This is a genomic window from Flavobacterium okayamense (assembly GCF_019702945.1).
GTDB classification, from domain to species: Bacteria; Bacteroidota; Bacteroidia; order Flavobacteriales; family Flavobacteriaceae; genus Flavobacterium; species Flavobacterium okayamense.
The window spans coordinates 471,213-497,098 of sequence record NZ_AP024749.1; the positions used below are offsets into that span (position 1 = coordinate 471,213).

The following is a 25,886-nucleotide window of genomic DNA, read 5'->3' on the forward strand; positions in this document are numbered from 1 at the left end:
ATCTTTGTTCAAAATTTACTGAAATGTTTGATTGGAAAGAAATTTTCACCATTAGCATGATTTTATTTGCTGTAATCGATATTGTAGGAAGCATTCCTATTATTGTTGATTTACGAAGTAAAGTTGGTCACATTCAATCGGAAAAAGCAACTTTAGTTGCCGCAATTATAATGATTGCTTTTTTGTTTGTAGGTGAAGAAATTTTAAAACTTATTGGAATTGACGCGAACTCGTTTGCTGTTGCAGGTTCGTTTGTATTGTTCTTTTTAGCGCTTGAAATGATTTTAGGAATTCGTTTATACAAAGAAGACAACCCCACGACGGCTTCGATTGTACCAATTGCATTTCCGTTAATTGCAGGTGCCGGAACGATGACAACGTTACTTTCTTTACGTGCCGAATACGAAAAAATTAATATTATTGTAGCGATTTTAATTAACATCGTATTAGTTTATGGTGTTTTAAAAGCCTCTGGAAAGATTGAAAAATTATTAGGCGCAAATGGTTTAGGGATAATACGTAAAATATTTGGCGTAATATTGCTAGCAATTTCAGTAAAATTGTTTGCTGCTAATGTAAAAGGATTGTTTATTTAAAAAATATAAAATGAAAATTTTCTCATATATTGTTTTTGCAATTGCGATTGCTTTAATCGGATTCAATTTAACTAAAGTTAATTTTAGTAAACCTTTTGAAGGCGATAGTACCATAGCGCTTATTGGTGTTATTGCTGGACTTTGTGCTATTGTTTTGCTATTAATTTTCAAAGCTTCTAAAGCTGTTGAAGAAAAAACCAAATAATGTTTGATGTTCTAATCATTGGTGGCGGTGCCGCTGGAGTTTCTACAGCTTTACTTTTAGGTTCGGCGGTTAAGAAACCTTATGCCGAAAATAAAAAAATTGGCATTATTACTCATCAACGCGCTTCTTATCTTCAAACAGGAATTTACAATAATGTTTACGGAATTAAAGCAGGAACTTTAGGAAGTGATTTACTTCGTGAAAGCTTAGAACAACTGACTGAACTTTATCCTCACCTTGAACAAATTGACAAAGAAAAAGTAACTGCAATTTCTAAAACCGATTTTGGCTATTTAATCACTACAAATAAAAATGAATACCAAACGAAAATTGTAGTTGTTGCCATAAACTCTAACAGTCCAATGACAATTGAAGGTTTAGAAGACTATATCATTCCACATGAAAAAGCGGCTCCTTCTAAAAACCGCATTCAACTGAAGAATACCGAAAACTTAGTAACTGAAGGTTTATATGTAGCTGGAACTTTGGCCGGTTGCAGAAGCCAACTTTCTATTGCTGCCGGAAGTGGTGCGAATGCTGCTGCTGAAATTTTGACTTTATGGAATAATGGTGAATTTGCACAAGTGCATGATGCTATTGGGAAGTAGTTTTTGTTGATTTGTTTTTTGTTTAGTCGTTGATTTGTTAAAACATCGTGAAAAATCCTTTAATTTTATTTTCATTTTTTTTATTCTTAAGTTGTCATAATAATGATAAAATTAATCTTGAAAACAAATCAAAAGTTAATCAACAACTTAAAAACAAAACAAACTCTTTAGTCATTGATACTTTGGTTTTCAGCGAAAGCATGAAAGGCGAATTATTAGATAAAAAAATTATTGAGAGTAAAAAGAAACTTAAATTTTATAAAAAATTCACTCACACAAAAGCAATCAATAAAATTCAAATAATTGAAGACAAACATTCAAAAACTGAATTAATATATTTAGGTGAAATATATGATATTGATAATTCAAACTCATATAAAGTTATATCAAATTTTAAACTAATTGGAATCAATGAACTTTTATCACCAAAAGGAAAAAGTGAAATTGCATTCATTGATAATAATTACAATATCATGGTTTACGATATGGGAATGCCAGAAAACCTACCAAAATATATTAATGACAATGTACTATATTTCAATATTAAAAATACAAAGATCGGAATTCAAATATCCGGCGGTCTATCTCCAATGTTTTGTATACCAAAAATTGGTTGTAATGAATAAATAAATTGAATACTAAAAATCTTGTTGTTTCTATTTAGAAAGAATCTTTTTCGATTATGAGATTCCTCGACTACTCTCGGAATGACAAAAAAAACATTATTTTAACTCCAAAACCTTTTTCACCATTGCGTCTTCTTGCAAAATGATTTTATAGTGCGCTTCGTCACTAAAAAGTTGGCGAACAAATTCAGCATACAAATACGTTAGAATTTTTTCTTTGTTAGAATAATCCATTAAGAATCCACCTTGCGCAACATAATTCTGAAAATCATTAAAATACTTATCGTTAGCAAAAATTTCAGTTTTTAAATTCTCTAATGATAGCTTTTCGAAGAAAGCACGATTTTTATCTAATTCTTCAAACACAAAATAATCAACCAAGCCCGATTGCATTATCATCGTAGTTGCTTCTTCGCCATGATTTGAACTTAATGGCACAAAAACATCAGGAATAATTCCGCCACCGCCATAAACAATTCGTCCTTTTTTAATGGTTTTGTATTTTAAACTATCGGCAACTTTAATGCTATCTGCTTCGTATAATTCGCCATTTGCAAAACGCTTTTCAAATTCGTTAAAGTAACCATCTGCTTTGTCTTCAAAAGGTTTTTGAATAGAACGACCTGAAGGCGTGTAATATCTCGCCACAGTTAATCGCACCGCCGAACCATCTCCAAGTGGCATTTCGCGTTGTACTAAACCTTTACCAAAAGAACGACGACCAACGATTGTTCCTCTATCGTTATCTTGAATAGCACCGGCTAAAATTTCACTTGCAGAAGCCGTATTTTCATCAATTAAAACATAAATCTTACCACTTTCAAAATCACCTTCTTCAGTGGCGAAACTTAAATCTTCGTTTCCTTTTTTGTTTTTTGTTTTAACAATTAATTCTTTGTCTTTTAAAAACTCATCGGCAATTTTTTCAGCCATTTCTAGATAACCACCACCGTTTCCGCGAACATCTACAATTAACGATTTTATTCCTTGTGCTTTCAATTTTAAAAGTCCTTTGTGAAATTCGTTATATGTCGTTTCAGCAAAGCGATTAATTTTAATATAACCCACCTCATCTGAAACCTTCAAAGCAACATCAACACTTTTAATAGGAATTACATCGCGCTTAACTTTCAGTTTAAATTTTTTATTGGTTGATTTTCTAAAAATGGTCAAATTCACTTCTGAACCTACTTCGCCTTTCAACTTAGAAAACAATGTATCGTTGGAAATCTTTTTATCGAAAAGTTGGAAATTTTCAGCAAAAAGAATTCGGTCACCCGCTTTTAATCCGGCTTTTTCAGAAGGTCCGTCTTTTATGGTTTTAATAATTGCAACGGTATCTTTATACATGTAGAAATTAACACCAATTCCCACAAAATTTCCATTCATACTTTCAGAAACGGCAACTAAATCCTTCTTATTGATATAGATGGAATGGGGATCGAGATTTTCGAGAATTTTATCTACCGTAATATCAACAATAGAATCGGTATTTACATCATCTACATATTCTCTGTCGATAAAATCGAGTAATCGATTTAATTTATTTTTACCAGAAACTGTTGAAGCAACATCGTTATTTCGAGACAATTTATTCCCGAGCAATAATCCGAATGCTACAGCAATGGACAAAGCTAAAGGAAAAAATATTTTACGAGAGGATGACATTATGTTAAATCTGTAATCAATTCAATTTCTACACCTGCTTTTCTTAGAAAATCTATTCCCGAACAATCTTTATATTCTTCGTGATAAACAACTCTTTTAATTCCCGATTGATGTATAAGCTTGCTACAATCTTTACAAGGTGAAAGTGTTATATACAACGTTGCACCTTCGCAAGATTGTGTAGAACGCGCTACTTTTGAAATTGCATTTGCTTCAGCATGAAGCACATACCATTTAGTTAAGCCCTCATCATCTTCACAACAATTTTCAAAACCAGACGGAGTTCCGTTATAACCATCTGAAATTATCATTCTATCTTTAACAATAATCGCACCAACTTGCTTTCGTTTACAATACGAGAGTTGGCCCCATTCTTTTGCTATTCGTAAATAGGCTTTATCGTATTTTGATTTCTTTTGCGACATTTTTATCTGTTCCAAATTTCACTTTCTATTATCATAGGCAAAACTACACCAATTATAAATGCCGACATCACTAATGCCCAATCTCTTTTTGAAAATCTGAAAAAAGTTTGCACCACATAAGCTAAAATCAACACTATAAATACTACGACTAACTGTGCAGCTTCAATTCCTAAAGCAAATTCTAACAAAGGCAAAAGCTTATCGGAAGCGTTCCCTGGTAAAATTGTTTTAAAATAATTTGAAAAACCTAATCCATGAATAATTCCGAAGAATACAGTAATTATAGCCACAAAAGAAATACTTTCTTTCTTTCCTGATTTTCCAGCAGTAAACAAATGAAATCCTGCAGTTGTCAAAATTGTAATTGGGATTAAAAACTCGACAAGACTCGGGTTTATATAAACTACTCCATAAACTGACAGCATTAATGCTAAAGTATGTCCAACTGTGAATAGTGAAACCAACAATAAAACGCGTTTCCAATCTTTAAAGGCATAAGGAACCATAAGCGCAATTAAATACAATACATGATCGTAAGCATGTATATCTAAAACGTGGTTAAGTCCTAACTTAAAATACAACCAAAATTCTGACATATAAACTGTTTTTATGGGGAAATCCAAACTTACAATATATTTTATAAAAATTGAACTTTCTTAACACAAAAAGAAAGGCTTTTGTTTTATACAAAATCAAAATTTACGTAAGTTTGCAAAACTAAAATTTATACACATGTCAATTTCAGATTTATTTGATAGCGGATTTAAAAATCGTAACAAAGGTCATTTTTCAGCAATTGTAAGAGTTGCCTTGTCTGATGGCGAATTAACTTCTGAAGAAAAACAATTCTTAGACAAACTTGCGGTTCGTCTTGAAATTTCTCAATCAGAATATGAAGAAATTCTTGAAAACCCTACAAAATATCCTATTAATCCTCCGGTTTTATATGTACACCGTTTAGAGCGTTTGTATGATTTAGCACGTATGGTTTATGCAGATCACGTTTTAGGTCCAAAACAAAAAGATATTTTAACACGTTTTGCTTTAGCTTTAGGCTTTACACCAAGCAACGTAAGCTATATTGTAGATAAATCTTTATCACTTTTAGTTTTAAATGTAGATTTAGATACATTTATCTTCGAAATGCAAAACATGAACAAATAAAAAAATCCCGCAATTGCGGGATTTTTTTTTATCATAGACACTTCGACTGCGCTCAGTGTAACAATTTTACTCAGCGTTTTTCATAAATTCTTCTGCTTTTTCGACCATGTTTTTACTTCCGCAAAAGAATGGAACTCTTTGATGTAATTCTGTTGGTTGGATTTCCATAATTCTTTTAAATCCATCAGAGGCTTTTCCGCCGGCTTGTTCTGCCAAGAAAGCCATAGGATTACATTCATATAACAAACGTAATTTCCCTTTTGGTGCTTTTGAACTTGTTGGGTAAATATAAATTCCGCCTTTTATCATATTTCTATGGAAATCGGAAACCAAACTACCTATGTAACGTGATGTATACGGACGATCACCTTCTTCCATTTGGCAATATTTCAAATAGTTTTTCACACCTTGTGGAAAATGAATATAATTCCCTTCATTAATTGAATATATTTTTCCATCTTCAGAATATCTCATGTTTGGATGCGACAAATAAAATGTTCCAATTGCAGGATTTAAGGTAAATCCATTAACACCAAAACCTGTTGTATAAACTAACATGGTTGACGTTCCGTAAATAACATATCCAGCCGCAACTTGATTCACACCTGGTTGTAAAAAATCTTCTAATTGAACTGGCGTTCCTAATGGTGTTACTCTTCTAAAAACCGAGAAAATAGTTCCTACCGAAACATTTACATCAATATTTGAAGATCCGTCCAAAGGATCCATCAACACTACATATTTATTGTTGTGACTGTTATCTGCACCAGCAACAGTAATAAAATCATCATTTTCTTCAGAACCAATTCCACAAACAATTTCTCTATTAATCAAAGTTTGAATAAAGGTTTCGTTAGCAAAAACATCCAGCTTTTGTTGGTCTTCACCTTGAATATTTTGTTCGCCAGCAGCACCAACAATATCCACTAAACCTGCCTTGTTCACTTTGTAGTTTACCACTTTCGCCGCTAAACGAATAGAGTTAATAATTCGTGATAATTCTCCTGTTGAATATTGAAAAGAGTTTTGATTCTCAATAATAAACTCACCTAAGGTGGTATTTCTTTCTTCCATTACGAAATCGTTGTAGTTGTTATGTTTGTGCAAATATCGGATTTTTTTGTTATTCGATTAAATATTTAGCAGAAGATGTTCTTCTTCGTAGTACATTTGTACAAAATTTTGAAAAATGGTTATACGAAAAGGAACAAAAGAAGACGTATCGAGTATTTTAAGCTTAATTACCGAATTAGCAGTTTTTGAGAAAGAACCTGATGCTGTAGTTGTTACTGAAGCTGATTTATTGCGCGATGGTTTTTCTGAAAATCCTTTGTATTATACATTTATTGCAGAAGAAAATGGAGAGGTAATTGGAATAGCGTTGTATTATTACCGCTACTCTACTTGGAAAGGAAAAACCATTCATTTAGAAGATTTAATTGTTCGCGAAAACAAACGTGGTACTGGTGCTGGTTTTGCTTTGTACAAAAAAATAATCGAACAAGGTAAAATAGATGGCGTACGAAGAATAGAATGGAATGTACTTGACTGGAATATAAACGCTATTAAATTTTATGAAAAGAGTGGCGCTAAATTGTTAGACGATTGGCGTGTCGTTCAAATGGATGAAAACGGAATCAATACTTTTTTAAATCAGAATACATAAAACTTTATACTTTGTCTTAATACGGATAGATAATGAGAATTTTTAAATTTGGTGGTGCATCAGTAAAAGATGCCGATGGCGTTAAAAACTTAGCCCATGTTTTAGAGCAAGTTGGATTTGACAACACTTTATTAGTAATTTCTGCAATGGGAAAAACAACCAATGCTTTAGAAGTTGTAATCCGAAATTACTTTGATAAATCGAATGAATTAAACGCATCATTGCAAGAAGTTCGAAAGTACCACAACCAAATTTTAATGGATTTATTCGATAATGAAGAGCACGAAGTTTTTTACGAAGTAACCAGTCTTTTAGACGATTTAGAATATTTCATAAGAAGCAATAAATCGCCAAACTATAACTTTGTTTACGACCAAGTTATTAGTTTTGGAGAATTAGTTTCTACGACTATTGTTAGTTTCTATTTAAAAGAAGTTGGCATTAAAAACAACTGGATTGATGTTCGCAATTTCATTAAAACCGATACGAATTATCGCGATGCGAATGTAGATTGGGAACAAACCCAAACGTTGATTAAAAAAGGCGTTAAGAAAAACATATTAAACATTACCCAAGGTTTCATAGGTAGTGACGAAAACAACTTTACAACTACTCTTGGTCGTGAAGGTTCCGATTATACGGCGGCAATTTTTGCCTATTGTTTAAGTGCCGAAAGTGTAACGATTTGGAAAGACGTTCCAGGTGTTTTAAATGCCGATCCGCGTTATTTTGAAAATGCGATTTTATTGAACCAAATTTCCTATCGCGAAGCGATTGAGTTAGCCTTTTACGGTGCCAGTGTAATTCACCCGAAAACCTTACAACCTTTACAACGAAAAGAAATTCCGTTGTATGTAAAATCATTTATAAATCCGCTTTTAGCAGGAACTTCCGTTTCAAAAGGAGCCGATTTAGAACCGCATGTTCCATGTTTTATTGTTAAGAAAAATCAATTGTTAATTTCACTTTCGTCGTTAGATTTCTCTTTTATCATGGAAGAACACATAAGCGAAGTTTTTGCTTTGTTCCACCAATACAAAGTGAAAGTAAATTTAATACAAAACTCGGCGATTAGTTTCTCGGTTTGTATTGAAGATAAGTTCAATAATTTTGAGGAATTGCGTAAAATTTTAGCAAAGAAATTTAAGGTTTCGTATAACGAAAATGTATCATTGTACACCATTCGTCATTTTGATGAAAAATCGACCGCTATTGTAGAAACCAACAAAACGGTTTTACTAAAACAAATCTCGAGAGAAACCTTGCAGATTATTACGAAAGAATAAAACAAAACCCTGCAAAAGCAGGGTTTTGTTTTATTCTTTGATTGATTGAAACTAAAATTACTCCATTATAAAATCTAGTTTACTTTTAAAGCGCTCTTAATTAAATCAAGTTTTTTATCATCTAAATATTTTTGGTTATAATATACACCTTTTATATTTTTTAAAGTCTTCAAATCCTCTAAAGGATTGTTTTCTATAATTATAAAATCGGCATCTTTACCTTCACTTAATTTACCATAATTTTCATTGAAAAATTCGGCAAAATTAGTTGTCGCCATTTGTAAAATTTCAAAATTGGAAAGATTAGCGTTTTTTAACAATTCCATTTCGGTTAACATATTAAATCCAGCACTCATGTATTTTGAAGAAGCATCGGGACTTAAAATCATTTTAACCCTTTCTTTTTGTAAACGAGCAATAACTTGATATTTTTCTTCCAAATCTTTTAATTCTTTAGCAACCTCATCTTTATAAGCTTGTTCACCAATTTTATCTCTATACTGTTTAGTTTTTTCAAGCCATTCTTTCATACTTTCATTTGAAACATATTCCATTCCTGGTAATTTTTGCAATTCTTCATAAGAGTATTGCCCAGAACCAATGCTGTACCAACTTAAAGTTGGGCAAATAAAAATCTTTTGCTTTTTAATTTCTGCAATTCTCGATTCAAATAAATTAGGTTCGCCCACTAAACCTCCTAAATGTTCAATTGAGGTATAATTAGAATTAAAAAATGTAGATTCCTCTATGGTGTTTCCTGAAGCTAATCGTGGAAAATGTCCACCTAATGAAACATTATATTTTTTACAAGTTTCATCTAATTGTTTAAAAATCTCCTGATTTTTTATACTTAGTATTTTAATAAAATCGAAACCGCGGTCTTTTGTTGCCTTCACAAAGCCCTCAATTTGCTCTTGTGTTAAATCGTAGCTTCTACTAATAGGTGGTGGTGAAAGATATAATTTTGGGTAAAAGCTTTCAGTTGTATTGTATTTATTTCTCCAATCTTTGTGTTTCCAATCGCCTCGCATTGATCGCAATTTGGTTACACCGTTTATTAAATTTAATTCGAAAAAACGCTGTAACTCTTCTTCCTTTTCTGGTAAATGCACGTGCGCATCGGCAAGTGAAGGCATAATAAACTGCCCTTTTAAATCGTATTCTTTTTCTCCTTTTAGTTTTGATTTTTTTGCATTTTCAATTACTATTATTTTACCCGCTATAATGGCAATGTTTTGATTGTACAAAACCTGCTCGTTTTCCATAGAAACAATGTTTACATTTTTGAAAACCACATCATATTTTTGTTGACTGAATAATAATTGAGTTAAAGTTAAAATGAGAAGTAAAATGATTTTTTGCATTGGAGTTGATTAAATTTAAGCTATTTGATATTCTTAATATTTTTGATTGTTTATAATGAACGTTAGCCCAAATTTATAACGTTCGAAAGTTTTTTTATTGCAAATCAACATTTTGTGGTTTATTTTTTGAAAATATTTAACAATTACTTTTGGAAAATTTATTATTAAACATTTATTTATTCATTACAAATACTACTTTTACAAATCGAGAGTTATAGTATTTATGAAGCAAATAGGTTTATTTTGGTTGTTGTTGTTTTTCATTTCGAGTGTACACGCTCAAGAAGTGGAAACTAACAAGTTAAACCTATCTCTTAAAAACATCCCTAAATTGATAGAGTAATCGTTCTATTAATCGTAAATCTTCAGTTATGATATCAGCAGTTCCTATCATTTCTTGTTGAAACTCGATATCTTTTTTATACGACGTTTGAAGTCCTTTAGGTAGTTCAATATCAATTAATAAATTTCCATCTTTATCAGGTGTGAGCGATATATTCCTCACTCTTCCTTCTAATATTCCAAATTCTCTATCGGGATAATTAGCTAATCTAATATTTACTTTTTGTCCAACTTTAATTTTTCCAGAATTTTGTGCTGGGGCTTTTAGTTTCCCTATAAAACTATTGGAATCAATTGGAACTATTGAAAACATAGTTTCACCAGATTGTATAAATTGATTTTCACTCCAAACTTGTAAGTAACTTACTTTCCCATTTATTGATCCAATAAAAGCATATTGTAATTCCCAATCTTTTAAAGCTTTTTTTAGCTGATAAAAAGACTGTAAAACACTTCGTTCTAAGTTAACATTCTCTTTGTTTTCGTTAATCTTTGTTACCTGACTGTTTCTATTTAAGTCGTTTAACGATGATTTTAACTGTGAAATTGAACTTAAAAGAGATTGATATGCTTTTTCAGCTTGTAAGTATTGTAAGCGTTGCTTTTCTATTTCTTGAGCAGAAATTATTCCTTTCTTATATAATTGCTCATATCGATCAATATCCTTTTTTTGAAGTTTTAATTCTGCTTGGTTAATTTCTTTTTGATTGATCAATAAATTTAATCGTTCATTTAATTGTCTGCTTTCAAATGTTTGCGCCGATGATTCGACTTGAAAGGGTTTTAATTGTTTATTCAAATCACTTGCGATATATTCTTTTTGAAAAAGCGCAAATGGAGCTTCTAAATCTCCTAAGTTAGTATTATAAAAAATCTCGAAAGGAAAAACACTTTTACTTATCGAAATAGTATCTAAAACCGATTTTAATTGGAAAACCGCTGTATAATCGGCAGAATTCTCAATTATTGCAAGTGGAGTATTTGTTTTGACTTCTGATTTATCCTGAATTAATATTTTGTCAATTTTTCCACTTGTTCTAGCAATTAATTTTTCAGGAGGGGTTTGAGTTGTAATTAAAAGTTGACCTCTTATAATGTCTGGGTACTTAATATAATAAGCTAAAACAAAAATTAGCAAAACAAAACCTAACAATATTGTGTTACCCCATTTAAAAATTGATTTGGGAGGATCGTTCAACACATCTCTTACTTCCTCACTATATATTTTTAAATCGTCTTGTAGTTCCATTAATTACCTAATTCTAATTGATTTTTAACTAATTCGTAATATTTGCCTTTTTTTGCAGTTAATTCAATATGGCTTCCTTGCTCTGCTAACTCACCATTTTCCAAAACAATTATATTATCTGCATTTTTAACTGTGCTTAAACGATGTGCAACTATAACTGCTGTCTTCCCTTTTATAAATGAATTTAGTTTTTCCATAATTACTTTTTCATTATTAGCATCTAATGAACTTGTTGCTTCATCAAAAAAAACGTATTCTGGATTTTTATAAACAGCACGGGCAATCATTAAGCGCTGTTCTTGCCCACCACTTAACCGTATTCCTGATGTACCTAATTCGGTATTTAGCTTATTAGGTAATCGTTCTACAAAATCTTCAATATTAGCTATATATACAGCGTTTTTTAATTTTTCTCTATCTATGATTTCATTTTGTTCCGACTCGGAAATATTTCCTGCTATGGTATCGTTAAAAATAAAGGTTTCCTGTAAAACAGCTCCACAACTCATTCGCCAATAATCATTATTGATAGCGTTTAAATTTGTTTTATCGATTAAAATAGAACCTTCAGTAGGCTCGTAAAATTTTAAAAGTAATTTTATTAATGTTGTTTTCCCACTTCCACTTGCACCTACAATTGCAGTTGTTTTCCCTACGGGAATTTCAAAATTTAAGTTTTTCAAAACCATTTGAGACGATTTGCTTCCATATTGAAAACTTAAATTTTGTATTTGAATAGACTTATTTTCAGGTAATTCTTTGGCTTTTTGCATTTCAATAGCATCTTCATCTTCTTTTGAGTGTACTTGCCACAAACGCTCTAAACTAATTTTTGCATCTTGCCAAAGCTGAATAAAACCTATAAAATTACTTAGCGGTAAATTTAGTTGTCCTACTATATATTGTATGGAAAGCATCATACCTAAAGTAATATCTCCATTTACAACAGCCGAAGCCGATAAAAAAGTAATAAGAATGTTTTTTAATTCATTTATAAAATTAGAACCTATACTTTGATACTGCGCTAACTTTAAACTACTCATAGATGTTTTAAACAAACTAATTTGAACCTGCTCCCATTTCCAACGATTTTTTCGTTGTGAGTTGTTTACCTTTATTTCTCTAACACCATTAATTATTTGCAACAAAGAAGTTTGGCTTGCCGATTGTTCATCAAAACGTTTAAAATCTAATTCTGCTCGTTTTTTAAGAAAGAAAAACGTATAACTTACATATATAATAGCTCCAATTAAAAATGTGAAAAATATTTTAACATTGTAATAAAGTAATACACCGCTAAAAATTACAAACAAAACCAATGAATACAGCATGTTAAACGAAGAAGAAGATACAAAATTTTGCACCCTTGCATGATCTTGAATACGTTGTAGATGTTCTCCTGTATTTCGTGTATCAAAAAAGTTAACGGGTAGTTTAAGCATTTTAAACAAAAAATCGGAAATCATTTTTATATTGAATCTTCCTGTTACATGTAATAGTAACCATTCCCTAAAAATAGAAACCAAAGTTTGTGAAATAAACAACACTAATTGCGCTATTAAAACCAGATAAATAAAGGGAATGTCTTGGTTACTAACTCCAATATCTACAACAGATTCCATTAAAAATGGCATGATAAATTGTATACAAGTCCCTACTAATAAACCTATTAATAATTGATAAATTAACTTTTTATAAGGTTTAAGATACGGCCAAAGGAAACTAAAGTTTTTAGGTTTTGAGTTATCTTCATCTAATTTAAAAAAAGAAGCATTAGGCTCTAATAAAAGCACAAAACCTGTTTGGTCTTGAGTTGTAGTCCAAGCTTCTAAAAAATCTTGATGACTATACTCTAATAATCCTTGAGCCGGATCGGCCACAAAAATTTTAGTTGAAGTAGTTTTGTAAACCACTACAAAGTGTTTTTGTCTCCAAGGAACAATGAATGGAGTAGGCGCTTCATTAACTAAACTTTCTAATGAAATACGCATACCCAGCGTGCGCATTTCTATAGCTTCGGCAGCATCTGCAATACCTGCCATAGTAACACCCATACGAGTGATACCTGCTTTATCGCGCAAGAACTCTCTTGAAAAAGTTTTACCGTGAAACTTGGCAACCATTCTCAAACAAGTAGGTCCGCAATCGCGATAATCTAATTGACGGTAAAAAGGGAATTTATCTTTTTTTACCATCTTACCTTATAAGGATACGTTTCATAAATAGCATTATCTTCGTTTATGGTGTAACCAGTTTCAGCGTCATTTTTTGCTTTTTCAAAAAGAACTTTGCTTTCTTCTCTTTTACCCAAATGAGCTAAACAGATAGCTTTGTAATACTCTACCTCTGAAAATTGTGGGTATTGCTTTAGTGATTTATCAAACTCTACAATAGCTTCTTCCCATTTTTGTTGCTCGAATTTAGCTAAACCGTAATAAAATAAATCTAAAAAATGAGCTTCTTTCATTCTTTTCTCTTGGTCTTCAATATCGCTTTTAAAAATAGCTTCGGCTTTTTCAAAATCGTTTAATTGTAAATATGACAAACCTATATAAAAAGCATAGGTATGATCCATTTCATAACTATTGCCATATTTTTCTATGCATTTTTCAAAATCTTCAATAGCTCCAATATAATCTCTAGAAAAAATACATTTCATAAATCCTCGGTAAGATAACCATCGCTTTTCGTCATATTGAACCGCTTTATCTAAAAAAGGTTTCCCTACACTATATTTTCTTGCCTTATAATAAGGCATTGCTTTTTGTTGCCACAAATAAGCAATAGTACTGTCTTTTTTTAAACCAGCATCTAAACAATTTTGATATTCATTCATCATGATTCTATAGTTTATTTTATCTGCACAATCATGAATATGCTGTTTAATAATGGCTTCCTGTCTCACTTTTTTTTCTTCGGGTGTTTCATCCTTTTGGGGTTGACTTTGGCATTGAAAAAAACAAAATGAAATTAGAATAATTAATAATCTAGTCATTAGGTATTGGGTTTTTCTTTATAAAATCTCTAAATGTAAAATTATAAGGCTGGTTATTATAATTAAATTTAGAAACAATCTTATCGTATTTTTTATTTGTATCTACATATTTATTTGCAATCATTTTAAATAATGAAATTCCATCATTTGTAAGAATATTTCCAATAGATTTATAATGTTGAATTACTTTTTCAAAATTTAATAAATCAGATTTATATTTTAATAAGTAAAAGCCTATTCTCGCTTTTGCTTCATGTGTTTGTCTTTTGTTAAAACAGTTGTTTTCTAAACAAGCACCTAAACACAAAATGGTAGTGTAGTAAGTGTATAATGCGTGAAAGAGAATATAAAAACTTCTATATTCTGATTTGTTTTTTGTTAAACTTCCTATATTTTGATTTTCATCAATAATAAAATATTTTTTTCGTTCAAATAAAATAGTAGTCATAATAACATGACCTGTTTGATGGGCGATATCATCTACAAAAAACACCTCGTCATAATCGTCTTGATATACGTTAAAAAATGCAATTCCATGAGCATTAATAGTAGCAAACGAATTAGTGTTTTTAGGGTCTGTTTTAAATAAAACAATTTTTTTACAACATTGTTCTATCAAATCAAAATGTTCTTTGTTACTTGATTTTATATATAGAAAAGCATTTGACAAAGCATTTTCATGTCTTTTGCATAAATCTTTAGAAATTTCTATCTTAGATGTATCAATAGCGTTTTCATTAAAGTCTTTGAAAATATGTTTTAGATGAATTATAGGATGAATTAATAGCTCAATAGAAGAATTTTTAATTAAAAAAACATCATCAACTTTATTACCTTGCTCATCAAAATACCCTAAATTAGGCAAATAAGCAATACCTTCTTTGTTATATGATTCGTTTAATAATAAAGGTTCTTTTTCTACAAAATATCCTTGGATAATTTCAGTTAACATTGCTGTTGAAAACAAACTGCTTGTTTTGTTATTAAAATATGCAAAAAGCAAAGGCTCTTGAAAGACAGCTTCGTTTTCGAAATCTATTTTTTCTAATAATTCGGGGTTTTCTTTATAAAATAGCAATTGAATAGTATTAATAATACTCATAAGTTATTTTTATAAAATAGTTACTAAAAAATTCCAAAACATATGAGCTATTAAACCATAGTAAAAGCCGAATTTTAATCTAAGTTTACTAAAAATAAAACCCGCTAAAAAATAAGGTAATAACACAACTGGACTTAATAAAATATTTATTAAATTATTATAATCAGCATGAAAAACAAAATGAGAATACCCAAATAAGATTATTGATAAGTATAAAATAGCCTTTGGGTTATTAGCATAAAAGTTTTCAACTATATTATGATGCTTTTTTACAATTTGATATATGATAATATAAAGAAAAACAAAAGACAAAATAATCAATGGTGCTATAATGGGGTTTTGAAAATTCATGTTAGGAAAAAAAAGTAAAAATGTAAATATTATTCCAATACAATAAAAAGTAGCATTTCTTATTGAATATTTTAATCCCAGTCTATATAATAATTCTTCAAAAAAAGGGACAATTAGAATCAATATTAATTTATGAACAATAGTATCATTAAATCCTTTTGAAACAACAACTCTTTTTGTATTTATATTGAAAAAATCATCAATTTCATTTAAAAAAAATAACTTGTAATACTTTATTAAAAGTATTGCTATTGTAACTAAAACTATTGTAAATAAAAAAACTGATACTTTTTTCATTTTTATCTTATTGTAATTTTACTTGATAAATTTATATGTTTACTTTCACTAGGTAAATTAGCGAGACATTTGTCTCGCTAATAATTGTTTAGTTTGTTATAATCTGCCATAAATTATAAACACCTACAAAAATATCCGCAATTGGATTACCAGTATAATCAGCAGTATCAGGTAGGCTATCATGACAAGAATTCTCAGTACCACCAGAAATAGTTGCTAATAGCTCATTTGAAGTTGTTGCTTCTGCTCTTTCTTTAAGAGCATCTAAACTTAATTTACTCATTTTTTTAAATTTTAATATTGATTATAAATTTTACAACACCCTTAAGCTATTTTGCGCGCCAAATAATTTTAAGAATGCACTGCAAACATAACGTATCAAAAAAAAAAAAAATTACGGTTTTTACCTCTAATTGATGCGGTTTATAAATTTTAAACTAATTTTAACAATCTCGCTTTATCAATTAAATCTTTATCATTTCCATTTTCTCCTTCTAATAGATGAAATTTAATCTCTTTCTTTCTTTTTTCAATTGCACTTAATGAAATTCCTGTGAATCCTGGTAAATCTTTTGTTTTTATTCCTCTTTCAAGAAGTCTTATAATTTCAGCATCTAAATCGTCAAATCTAAATTTTGTTTGATTAAATTGATTCAAAGCATCTAACATGGTTTCAGAAATAAAAAACTCTCCATTAAAAACTTTTGAAAAGATTTCTGAAAAAGATTCAAAGTCGATATCCGATTTATTTATAATTGCATCAGGTTTTAATTCTTTAAATAATTTATTAACTATACAACCTTCAGCATGCATAGATATCATAAAAATTTTAGCATCGGTAAATTTTTTCTTGAAATCTAAAGCCAAATCAAGACCATCATAAATACTCATCTCTATATATTCGGGCATACTAATATCGAAAATAGCAAAATCAATTTTGTTATTTTCGTTGTAGTTAACTTTTATCAGATTATACGCTTCCTTAGTATTTGAACTTCTTAAAAATTCAAGTTCATAATTTTCTAATGAACAGCTTATCAAATTAATGTATGCATCTATTATAAATGGATGATCATCCACAATTAATATTCTAAGTTTTGTAGACATTTTATTTTTTTACAGCGTTCAAATATATAACGCTTTAAAGTTTTTTTATTGCATAAAATGTTATTTTTTTAAACTTATTTTTTATTTTGTTACAAATCAATATTATACAGCTTATTTGTTTAAAATATGTAACAATTACTTTTTGAAAATTTATTATTAAACATTTATTTATCTATTACAAATACTACTTTTACAAATCGAGAGTTATAGTATTTATGAAGCAAATAGGTTTCTTTTGGTTGTTGTTGTTTTTCATTTCGAGTGTACATGCTCAAGAAGTGGAAAAAAATTACCAATCGAAAAAAATTGCGGTTTCAAACGATACCATTTCGCTTGCTAAAGAAAGCTTAAACCCCAAACATTTTGAAGTTTTAGACAAACTGGGCAACAAAATAGATTCCGCCGCTTACGAAGTCAACTTTGAAAAAGGCTTTTTGCTTTTTAAATCGAATGTACAAGATTCGGTTACCGTAAATTATCTAACCTATCCAAAATTCTTAACAAAAGAATATGCTATTTACGATGATAGCAAAGTAGTTCCTAACGAAAGCGGTCAGCTTTTTGTAACGGGTAACGAACAAAAAAATAAATTTCAACCTTTTGATGGATTAAATACTTCGGGAAGTATTTCACGAGGCATTACGGTTGGAAATAACCAAAATACGGTGGTGAATTCCAATTTAGATTTACAAATCACAGGAAAAATTTCCGATAAAGTTAGTTTACGCGCTTCCATTCAAGATAGCAACATTCCGTTGCAAGATGGCGGCTATTCTCAAAAATTAGATGAATTTGACCAAATTTTCATCGAACTATTTTCTGATAATTGGAGCATTCGTGCAGGAGATTTATTTTTAGAGAATCGACAATCACAATTTTTAAATTTCAACAAAAAAGTACAAGGTTTATCAACCCGATTTAATTTTGGAAACACTACTTCAAAAACTGAAATTCAAGCTTCAGCGGCTTTAGTTCGCGGACAATATGCGCGAAGTACTTTTACCGGTCAAGAAGGGAATCAAGGTCCGTACAAACTAAAAGGCAACAATAACGAATTGTATGTTTTGGTTATTTCGGGTTCGGAACGAGTTTACGTAAACGGAATTTTACTAAAACGAGGTGAAAACAACGATTACACAATCGATTACAACGCTGGCGAAATTACATTTACATCGCTTTTCCCAATTACTTCTGAAATGCGAATTAATATTGAATACCAATATTCTGATAGAAATTTTACGCGATTTGTAACTTACGGTGGCGCAAAACGTGAAGGTGAAAAATTCACCATTGGTACTTATATTTATTCGGAAAATGATGTAAAAAACCAACCATTGCAACAAAATTTATCGCAAGAACAAGTTAGTATTCTTCAGAATGCTGGTGATGATATTAGTTTGATGACTGCGCCATCTGCTTATGAAGATTCGTATTCTGAAAATAAAATTTTATACAGAAAAATACTTGTTGGAACGGAAGAAGTTTTTGAGTTCTCAACCGATGAAAACGAAGTGTTGTACAATGTTCGCTTTAGTTTTGTGGGAACTAATCAAGGAAGTTATGCTTTAGCGAGTAATAATGCGATTGGAAAAATATACGAATATGCTGGTGCTGGCTTAGGCGATTACGAACCAACTATTCCATTGGTTGCGCCAACAAAAATTCAAATTGCAACCGTTTTAGGAGCCTACACTCCTACCGAAAAAACTAATATTGATTTTGAAATTGCGGTTTCTAATAACGACAGAAATCTCTATTCTGGAATTGACGATAATGACAATCAAGGAATTGCCGCAAAAGTGAATGCCAATCAACGATTGTATTCTGGAAGCTTTTTGTTGGATGGTTTTGCCAATTTCAATTTAATTCAGAAAGATTTTAGAAGCATTGAGCGTTTGTTCAACATCGAATTTAATCGTGATTGGAACTTGAACAATCCTTTAGGCAATCAAAGTTTGTTAATTACCGGAACCAATTTCAATTTTAAAAAGAACGGTTTTGCTAAATATCAATTGGAAAAACTAGACTTTTCAGAAAACTTTTCTGGAACAAGACATTTAGTTGAATCTAATTTACGATTCAATAAAACTACACTTTCAACCAATTTTAGTGCTTTATCAAGTGCGAGTGATTATGCCGATTCAAAATTTATTCGAAATCAAACCATTGGAAAGCATCATTTTGGAAAAAATTGGGTGGGTGCAAGTTTGAGTTTAGAAAACAATCAAGAAACCTTAGCTTCAACAAATGAATTGAGTAATTTAAGTCAGAAATTTACCGAATACGGAGCGTTTGTTGGCCGTGGCGATTCGACCAAAGTTTTTGTAGAATTAGGCTACTTAAACCGAGTTAATGATAGTGTTCAGGATGGAAATTTAAGTCGTGTAAATCGTTCTGATTCATATTATTTAAAATCTCAACTAATCAAAACTGAGAAAAGTAATTTAAGTCTTTTTGTAAAATACCGAAATTTAAAATATACTGATGAAACACGACAAAATGAACCTTCATTGAATTCGAGAGTTTTGTATAGCAATAATTTCTTCAACAATTTGTTACAAAGCACATCAACTTACGAAACGTCATCGGGAACGATTCCTCAACAAGAGTTTACGTATCTTGAAGTTGAACCTGGACAAGGTGTTTACACTTGGATTGATTACAACAACAACGGCATTCAAGAATTACAAGAATTTGAAATTGCACCGTTTCCTGATCAAGCAAAATATGTTCGTGTGTTTTTACCTAACCAGATTTTTATTCGAACACATCAAAATAGATTTTCACAATCATTAAACTTTAATGGATTGGTTTGGCAAAACGATAGTGGTTTCAAGAAGTTTCTATCGCATTTTTACAATCAATTTTCGTTTTTAGTGGAACGAAAAATTATTCGTGATGGTAATAATTTTGATTTCAATCCTTTTTCAAATTCTGATGAAATGATTGGATTAAATAATAGTTTTAGAAACAGTTTGTTTTACAATCGCGGTAAGCAGAAGCACTCTGTAACCTATACATACTTGAACAATCAATTAAAAAATCTTTTGAATATTGGAAGTCAAGAAACCAAACAATTTTCACATCAAGTAAATTACCAGCATCTCATTGCGAAATCTTGGTTAACACAATTAACTTCATCTATTGGAAATTCAAAAAGTGATGTTGAAAATTATGCCACTAGAAATTTTGACATTGACAACTACGCTATCCAACCAAAATTATCCTATATTTTTTCTAAAAATGCGAGTTGGGATATTTTCTACGAATTCAAAAATCAATTGAATCAAATAAACAACCAAGAAGAACTCAATCAAAGCCGATTAGGAACAGCTTTTAACTTTAATAGTGAAAAAGGATTTACACTAACAGGAGAATATTCTTATTATAATAATGATTTTACAGGCAACCAACTTTCACCAGTAGCTTTCCAAATGTTACAAGGTTTACAAGCTGGAAAAAATAGTGTTTGGCAATTTTTATTACAGAAAAATATTACACAGTATTTAGACATAAATATTAATTATCAAGGAAGAAAATCAGAAACCTCACAAACGATTCATACGGGTAATATTCAATTAAGAGCCTTTTTTTAACTTTTTATTCAAGTCTATTCCTTATAAAGTTTGTAAATTTGTGAAATTTTAACAAAAACAACCCTACACGTGAAAAAGTTAAATATTATATTTTTTTTATTAGTTTTCAGTTTATGTGTTAATGCTCAATTGAGTAACAAACACTGGATTCCGCCTTTACATGCTAATGAGACTTTTGATTCAAGTTTAATTAAGCAACATTATATTTATCTATCAACTCCAGAACCAACTCCTTTTCAAGTTACAATTAAGGATGGTTCAGGAAATCCATTTAATTTAGGAACTTATACTATTTCTCAAGGAAATCCTATTAGAGTTACAATTGGTAGTGCACAACCCTCTACCATGATGGTTGACAGAGAAGATGTTGGGCATGTTATTTCTGGAAAAGGATTAATTCTTGAAGCTCAATATGATTTTTATGTAAACTTTAGAGTCCGTGCAGATAACCATGCAGAATTTTTAGCTTCAAAAGGGAGAACTGGTGTAGGAAAAGTTTTCCGTTTGGGAAGTTTACCTCAAAATGATTTCGGTACTATTAGAAATTTTGTTTCTAGTTTTATGGCTACTGAAGATAATACAACTGTAAATTTATCTCAATACGACTCAACAATAATCTTTATTAACGGAAATAGTACTTTTAGTAGTGCTAATCAAACTTTTACTTTAAATGAAGGCGAAAGTGTTGTTGTTTCAGGTTATTCCGAATCTAATGTAGCCAATTTAAATGGATTTGTTGGTGCACTTTTAGAATCGGACAAACCTATAGTAGTAAACACTGGTAATTTAGCAGGAGGGATGAATAATGCTGGTATGGGGCAAGATTTTAATCTAGACCAAATTGTCCCATTAGAACAAGTGGGTCAAGAATATGTAATAATGAAAGGAAATGGAAGTGATATAACCGAACACCCTCTTGTTATAGCTCATGAAGACAACACTGAAATATACATAAATGGTAGTGCTACTCCAATTATAACAATTAATGCTGGTCAATATTTTTTAATTCCAACTTCTTCTTTTATAGGACCTGGAACAAATAAAAACATGTATATCTACACTTCAAAAAAATCATTTTTGTATCAAATTGTTGGAGGTAGTTTATCTGATGCAACTTCCGGATTTTATTTTATTCCACCATTGAGTTGTTTTTGGCAAAATAGTGTTGATTTAATTCCTTCTATCAATGAAATTGGAACTCAAACCGATTTTAATGGTAACTTAATCATTGCAACAGAAGCTGGATCTACAGTTAGTATAAATGGCACACCGACAACTTCAACACCTCTTATTGTTACTGGAAATCCGAATTGGGAAACCTACAGAGTTACTAACTTAACAGGTAATGTAAGTATTGAATCTACAGGTGCTTTAGCAGTAGGTGTATTTTCGGCAAGTGGTAATGCTGGGATTGGAGGTTATTTTTCTGGATTTGGAAGTACGCCTAGCGACACAACGATAGACGTATGTACAGGATCTATAATTGATTTATTCGACAAAATACCTGGCAACCCTGAACCAGGAGGAAATTGGGAATACAATGGAGCTCCAAGAAATCCAAATAATGGTCTTTTTGATCCTTCAACAGATCCAATTGGAACTTATACATATACATTTTCTAAAACCTGTGATGGTATAGTAAGAACAATTCCAATTGACATTGTTATCAATTCTATTCAGCCAGGGCCAAATGTTGGTGCTTCATCTTCAAAATCTTACTGTGTGACTGATACATCGGAAGATTTAACAAATGTTTTAGGAACAAATATCACAACAGGTGGTAATTGGACATTTAATGGAAATCCTCGTCCTGACGGTATAATTGATCCTTCTGTAGATCTGTCAGGGTTATACACTTATACAATTCCTGCCCAAGGTGTTTGTGATGCTGTTTCAGCAACAATAACAGTAGCAATAAACCCATCGCCTCAACTCGAGTCTGTTTCTGATTTTTTACTTTGCGATGACACAAACTCTGGTTCGGACACTGATGGAATGTCTGTTTTTAACTTAAACTTAAAAAACGCTGAGGTTTTTGGATTACAAACTAACGTATCTGTAAAATACTATGAAGACATTTCAGATGCTGAAAATGAAAACACTAATAACATTACTTCAATAACAGCTAGTACTGGGAAAATAATCTATTTTCGTATTGAAAATAATTTTGGTTGTTATCTAGTCGGTAATTTTTCATTAATTGTAAATCCAAAACCAAGTTTAACAATAACAACAATATCGCTAAAACAATGTGATAATGACACCGACACTATTGCCGATTTTGTTTTAACCGAAGCAAATGATTTAATTACTAGTGACACTAATGTAACTTTTACATATTTTACATCTTTCAATGGAGCAAACACTAATAATAGTTCATTACAAATTTTAAACCCTGATCAATTTTCTGCTGCTAATGGAAGTTCAATATGGGTTAGAGTTGAAAATCAATTTGGGTGCCATCGAGTTGCTCAAATTAATCTAGTTGTTTCAACAACTCAATTCCCTTCTTCATTTATTCCTCAAGAATATCCGGTATGTGATATTTATAGAGATGTAAACGATGTTGATAATGATGGTTTTGATTACTTTGATATTGATGATTTCTACACAAATGACATTATTAATGCTTTCCCATTATCACAACAACCATTTTTAGAAGTTTCATATTATGAAAATTATGACGATGCAGAATTAGTAATTAATCCAATTCTAAACATCAATAACTATAGAAATATTATTGCAGGTGGAAATTCTATCTGGGCAAGAGTGGATAGTCAATTAAATAACGACCCTGGTTGTAAAGGAATTCAAGAATTAGTTTTAGTTGTAAACCCTATCCCAGAAATAGATTTAGGTGTAAACTTTACACTATGTTTGGATCCAGTAGTGGGAACTGGCTCGCAAATAATAGATGCAACTCCTTCAAATGCTGGAACTTTTTCTTATGAATGGTTTTCAAATATACCGGGTCTGGATTTAACTGGAGAAACAAACGCTCAATATAACGTTACTGAACCAGGAACCTATAGTGTTTTGGTTACTAATCTTACAACAGGTTGTCAAAATACTGATGATATTACCGCTACATTCTCTTCAGAACCTGCAACATTTGAAGCTTCCGTTACTACTGAACCTTTTTCTCCGGGATTAAGTACAATTGTAGGTTTAGCATCTGGTGGATATGGAATTTATGAATATAGTTTAGATTTAGTTAACTGGCAATCAAGCCCAATTTTTAATAATATTCCTAATGGAAATCATACTATTTATGTTCGTGATATTCAAGGATGTGGTATTTTAGCTGTTAGCAATCTAATAGCAATAACATATCCTAATTTCTTTACACCTAATGGTGACGGGTATAATGATACTTGGAATATTTCAAACTTACCTGAAGAATATAATGCTCAAATTCACATATTTGATAGATATGGTAAATTTATTAAACAAATTAGTCCTTACGGATTAGGATGGAATGGCACCTATAATGGTGAGTTATTACCCTCTTCTGACTACTGGTTTACGATGAAATATACTGTAAATAACGAACAAAAAGAATTTAAGTCACATTTTACATTAAAGCGTTAATGGAAGGAAAAATCTCTGTAGAAATAAAAGAAAACATTGCTACGGTCAGTTTTTATAACCCAGCTAGTAATTCTTTCCCAAGTTCACAACTTCAATTGTTAACTGATACATTATATGATTTAAATAAAAATAAATCAGTTGTATTAATCATACTTAAAAGTGAAGGTGAAGGCGCTTTTTGTGCAGGCGCTTCATTCGACGAACTTCTACAAGTTACTAATTTAGAAGAAGGTAATAGATTTTTCTCGGGGTTTGCTAACGTTATAAATGCCATGCGAAAATCTAATAAATTAATTGTTGGTCGTATACATGGTAAAGCTGTTGGTGGCGGTGTTGGAATTATGGCTGCTTGTGATTATACTTTCGCAACTGAAAAAGTAGCTGTAAAATTATCTGAGTTAGCTATAGGAATAGGACCATTTGTTATTGAACCTGCAGTAAGTAAAAAAATTGGAAAAGCTGCAATGGCAGAAATGACATTAGCAGCAACGGAATGGAAATCTTCTCAGTGGGCATTTGATAAAGGACTTATTTCTAAATTATTTCATACAACGGAAGAAATGGATAATAACCTTAGTTCTTTTTCAAAGCAATTAGCTAGTTTTAATCCAGAAGCTTTATATGAAATGAAAAAAGTAATTTGGGAAGGAACCGAAGATTGGGATCATCTACTTTATGAAAGAGCTGCAATATCTGGTCGACTTGTTTTATCAGAATTTACTAGAAACGCTTTAAATGAATTCAAAAAATCATGATTCCAACTTTAATAAGTTTACTTCAAAAAGTAAACATAGAAGAGAAGATTAAAAATGCTCCTGATCAAGGGTATGAAATAGGTGTAGTTATTGGAACTTATTTACCTTTCATTGTCTTAATCATCATTGCGTATTCTACCTATTTTTATTTTAAGAAAAAAGAAAAAAACAAACCCGAGAACTAATTCAACTTTCGGGTTTTTAACCAGCCTGTAATACTTAATCGCATTTGCTCAACCTGACTAACTTCGTGTTCTAAAACCTGACTTTCAAAGATCACTACTCTCCCTTTTAATGGGTATACTTTAATTTCTTCTAGAGGCTTAAATATAACTAACTCACCTCCGTATTCAGGTTTCCAATCCTCATCATTTAAATAACAAACAATTGATAATTTTCTAGAATCATCGTTCTGAAATGTATCTAAGTGTTTTTTATAAAAAGTTCCCTTAGGATAAACTGCATAATGAAACTCCTTTTCTTGAATTCCAAGAAAACAAGTTCGGTTCATGTAATTAGTAAAATCATCAATTTTATTGAAAAAAACTTTTTCTTCAGGTAATAAATTGTTTTCGTCTATCCAAGAAATAAAATCTCCTCTTATAGATTTGATAATTTGTTCTGAGAATTGATTACCAATTGCTGCTTTTCTAAATTCATCTTCATTATATTTCTCTAACAAAAGTGCTCTTAAATCTTCAATCTCTTTAAAATTAAAGAAATCATCAACAATAGAAAATTGTTGCTCTAAAAGGTCAATAATAACCTTTTCATACATTGGATTCAATTCAAATTCACTCATAAAAATTAAGCGATAAAAGTGCGCAAATATACATTGAAATTGAATACAAAAAACAAGTGCATTAATTTATTAACTTTGCAAAATATTTTTA

General features: G+C 30.6%; 24 protein-coding genes. 11 read left to right on the top strand and 13 right to left on the bottom strand.

The window, feature by feature from the left end; genetic code table 11:
- Positions 1 to 23: 23 nt before the first annotated feature.
- Genes KK2020170_RS02190 through KK2020170_RS02205 form a run of 4 tightly spaced genes read left to right on the top strand, consistent with a single transcriptional unit; the run spans position 24 to position 2,035 of the window.
- Positions 24 to 596 carry a MarC family protein gene (locus KK2020170_RS02190; protein WP_221259175.1) on the top strand — a complete coding sequence of 191 codons (573 nt, stop codon included), beginning with the start codon at positions 24 to 26 and terminating at the stop codon, positions 594 to 596.
- A gap of 10 nt (positions 597 to 606) precedes the next feature.
- The gene (locus KK2020170_RS02195) at positions 607 to 801 is read left to right on the top strand and encodes a hypothetical protein (protein WP_221259176.1); all 195 of its coding nucleotides are present in this window, start codon (positions 607 to 609) and stop codon (positions 799 to 801) included.
- Positions 801 to 1,409 (top strand): FAD-dependent oxidoreductase, encoded by a 609-nt coding sequence (locus tag KK2020170_RS02200; protein WP_221259177.1) that lies wholly within the window; start codon positions 801 to 803, stop codon positions 1,407 to 1,409. The genes KK2020170_RS02195 and KK2020170_RS02200 overlap by 1 nt, the downstream gene beginning before the upstream one ends.
- Positions 1,410 to 1,456: 47 nt before the next feature.
- The gene (locus tag KK2020170_RS02205) at positions 1,457 to 2,035 is read left to right on the top strand and encodes a hypothetical protein (protein ID WP_221259178.1); all 579 of its coding nucleotides are present in this window, start codon (positions 1,457 to 1,459) and stop codon (positions 2,033 to 2,035) included.
- 96 nt (positions 2,036 to 2,131) lie between these two features.
- On the opposite strand, the gene KK2020170_RS02210 is transcribed toward KK2020170_RS02205, so the two are convergent.
- Genes KK2020170_RS02210 through KK2020170_RS02220 form a run of 3 tightly spaced genes read right to left on the bottom strand, consistent with a single transcriptional unit; the run spans position 2,132 to position 4,724 of the window.
- Positions 2,132 to 3,703, bottom strand: a complete 1,572-nt coding sequence (locus KK2020170_RS02210; protein ID WP_221259179.1) for a S41 family peptidase — start codon at positions 3,701 to 3,703, stop codon at positions 2,132 to 2,134.
- Positions 3,703 to 4,128, bottom strand: a complete 426-nt coding sequence (locus tag KK2020170_RS02215) for a deoxycytidylate deaminase (protein ID WP_221259180.1) — start codon at positions 4,126 to 4,128, stop codon at positions 3,703 to 3,705. The genes KK2020170_RS02210 and KK2020170_RS02215 overlap by 1 nt, the downstream gene beginning before the upstream one ends.
- Positions 4,129 to 4,130: 2 nt before the next feature.
- Positions 4,131 to 4,724 (bottom strand): HupE/UreJ family protein, encoded by a 594-nt coding sequence (locus KK2020170_RS02220; protein WP_221259181.1) that lies wholly within the window; start codon positions 4,722 to 4,724, stop codon positions 4,131 to 4,133.
- Positions 4,725 to 4,860: 136 nt separating this feature from the next.
- On the opposite strand from KK2020170_RS02220, the gene KK2020170_RS02225 reads away from it, so the two are divergent.
- The gene (locus KK2020170_RS02225) at positions 4,861 to 5,292 is read left to right on the top strand and encodes a tellurite resistance TerB family protein (protein WP_221259182.1); all 432 of its coding nucleotides are present in this window, start codon (positions 4,861 to 4,863) and stop codon (positions 5,290 to 5,292) included.
- Between the two features lie 66 nt (positions 5,293 to 5,358).
- On the opposite strand, the gene fbp is transcribed toward KK2020170_RS02225, so the two are convergent.
- Positions 5,359 to 6,366 (bottom strand): class 1 fructose-bisphosphatase, encoded by a 1,008-nt coding sequence (fbp, locus tag KK2020170_RS02230; protein ID WP_221259976.1) that lies wholly within the window; start codon positions 6,364 to 6,366, stop codon positions 5,359 to 5,361.
- 115 nt (positions 6,367 to 6,481) lie between these two features.
- On the opposite strand from fbp, the gene KK2020170_RS02235 reads away from it, so the two are divergent.
- Positions 6,482 to 6,958 (top strand): GNAT family N-acetyltransferase, encoded by a 477-nt coding sequence (locus tag KK2020170_RS02235; RefSeq protein WP_221259183.1) that lies wholly within the window; start codon positions 6,482 to 6,484, stop codon positions 6,956 to 6,958.
- Between the two features lie 32 nt (positions 6,959 to 6,990).
- On the top strand, positions 6,991 to 8,244 hold the full coding sequence (locus KK2020170_RS02240) for an aspartate kinase (protein ID WP_221259184.1): 1,254 nt from the start codon (positions 6,991 to 6,993) through the stop codon (positions 8,242 to 8,244).
- A 74-nt stretch (positions 8,245 to 8,318) separates the two neighbouring features.
- On the opposite strand, the gene KK2020170_RS02245 is transcribed toward KK2020170_RS02240, so the two are convergent.
- The 8 genes from KK2020170_RS02245 to KK2020170_RS02280 form a co-directional block, all read right to left on the bottom strand.
- The gene (locus tag KK2020170_RS02245; RefSeq protein ID WP_221259185.1) at positions 8,319 to 9,608 is read right to left on the bottom strand and encodes an amidohydrolase family protein; all 1,290 of its coding nucleotides are present in this window, start codon (positions 9,606 to 9,608) and stop codon (positions 8,319 to 8,321) included.
- Between the two features lie 307 nt (positions 9,609 to 9,915).
- Positions 9,916 to 11,199 carry an HlyD family secretion protein gene (locus KK2020170_RS02250; RefSeq protein WP_221259186.1) on the bottom strand — a complete coding sequence of 428 codons (1,284 nt, stop codon included), beginning with the start codon at positions 11,197 to 11,199 and terminating at the stop codon, positions 9,916 to 9,918.
- Positions 11,199 to 13,394, bottom strand: a complete 2,196-nt coding sequence (locus KK2020170_RS02255) for a peptidase domain-containing ABC transporter (RefSeq protein WP_221259187.1) — start codon at positions 13,392 to 13,394, stop codon at positions 11,199 to 11,201. The genes KK2020170_RS02250 and KK2020170_RS02255 overlap by 1 nt, the downstream gene beginning before the upstream one ends.
- The gene (locus KK2020170_RS02260; RefSeq protein WP_221259188.1) at positions 13,388 to 14,194 is read right to left on the bottom strand and encodes a tetratricopeptide repeat protein; all 807 of its coding nucleotides are present in this window, start codon (positions 14,192 to 14,194) and stop codon (positions 13,388 to 13,390) included. The genes KK2020170_RS02255 and KK2020170_RS02260 overlap by 7 nt, the downstream gene beginning before the upstream one ends.
- Entirely contained in the window at positions 14,187 to 15,296 is a 1,110-nt protein-coding gene (locus KK2020170_RS02265) for a hypothetical protein (protein ID WP_221259189.1), read from the bottom strand. Before KK2020170_RS02265 ends, KK2020170_RS02260 begins: the two co-directional genes overlap by 8 nt.
- 9 nt (positions 15,297 to 15,305) lie before the next feature.
- A complete protein-coding gene (locus KK2020170_RS02270) occupies positions 15,306 to 15,944 on the bottom strand; it encodes a CPBP family glutamic-type intramembrane protease (RefSeq protein ID WP_221259190.1) in 639 nt (212 codons plus the stop codon).
- An 88-nt stretch (positions 15,945 to 16,032) separates the two neighbouring features.
- Positions 16,033 to 16,227, bottom strand: a complete 195-nt coding sequence (locus KK2020170_RS02275; protein ID WP_221259191.1) for a hypothetical protein — start codon at positions 16,225 to 16,227, stop codon at positions 16,033 to 16,035.
- Between the two features lie 149 nt (positions 16,228 to 16,376).
- Positions 16,377 to 17,051 carry a response regulator gene (locus tag KK2020170_RS02280; RefSeq protein ID WP_221259192.1) on the bottom strand — a complete coding sequence of 225 codons (675 nt, stop codon included), beginning with the start codon at positions 17,049 to 17,051 and terminating at the stop codon, positions 16,377 to 16,379.
- 215 nt (positions 17,052 to 17,266) lie between these two features.
- Here KK2020170_RS02280 and KK2020170_RS02285 point away from each other — a divergent pair, with 215 nt between their 5' ends.
- From KK2020170_RS02285 to KK2020170_RS02300, 4 genes are all read left to right on the top strand, one after another.
- Positions 17,267 to 20,647: a hypothetical protein gene (locus KK2020170_RS02285; RefSeq protein ID WP_221259193.1), complete on the top strand. Its 3,381-nt coding sequence runs from the start codon at positions 17,267 to 17,269 to the stop codon at positions 20,645 to 20,647.
- Positions 20,648 to 20,716: 69 nt separating this feature from the next.
- A complete protein-coding gene (locus KK2020170_RS02290; RefSeq protein ID WP_221259194.1) occupies positions 20,717 to 24,238 on the top strand; it encodes a T9SS type B sorting domain-containing protein in 3,522 nt (1,173 codons plus the stop codon).
- Positions 24,238 to 24,993 carry an enoyl-CoA hydratase/isomerase family protein gene (locus KK2020170_RS02295; protein WP_221259195.1) on the top strand — a complete coding sequence of 252 codons (756 nt, stop codon included), beginning with the start codon at positions 24,238 to 24,240 and terminating at the stop codon, positions 24,991 to 24,993. Before KK2020170_RS02290 ends, KK2020170_RS02295 begins: the two co-directional genes overlap by 1 nt.
- The gene (locus tag KK2020170_RS02300; RefSeq protein WP_255567333.1) at positions 24,990 to 25,178 is read left to right on the top strand and encodes a hypothetical protein; all 189 of its coding nucleotides are present in this window, start codon (positions 24,990 to 24,992) and stop codon (positions 25,176 to 25,178) included. The genes KK2020170_RS02295 and KK2020170_RS02300 overlap by 4 nt, the downstream gene beginning before the upstream one ends.
- On the opposite strand, the gene KK2020170_RS02305 is transcribed toward KK2020170_RS02300, so the two are convergent.
- Positions 25,175 to 25,795: a 2OG-Fe(II) oxygenase gene (locus tag KK2020170_RS02305; RefSeq protein ID WP_221259196.1), complete on the bottom strand. Its 621-nt coding sequence runs from the start codon at positions 25,793 to 25,795 to the stop codon at positions 25,175 to 25,177. The two genes, KK2020170_RS02300 and KK2020170_RS02305, sit on opposite strands and share 4 nt — an antisense overlap.
- Positions 25,796 to 25,886 lie beyond the last annotated feature (91 nt).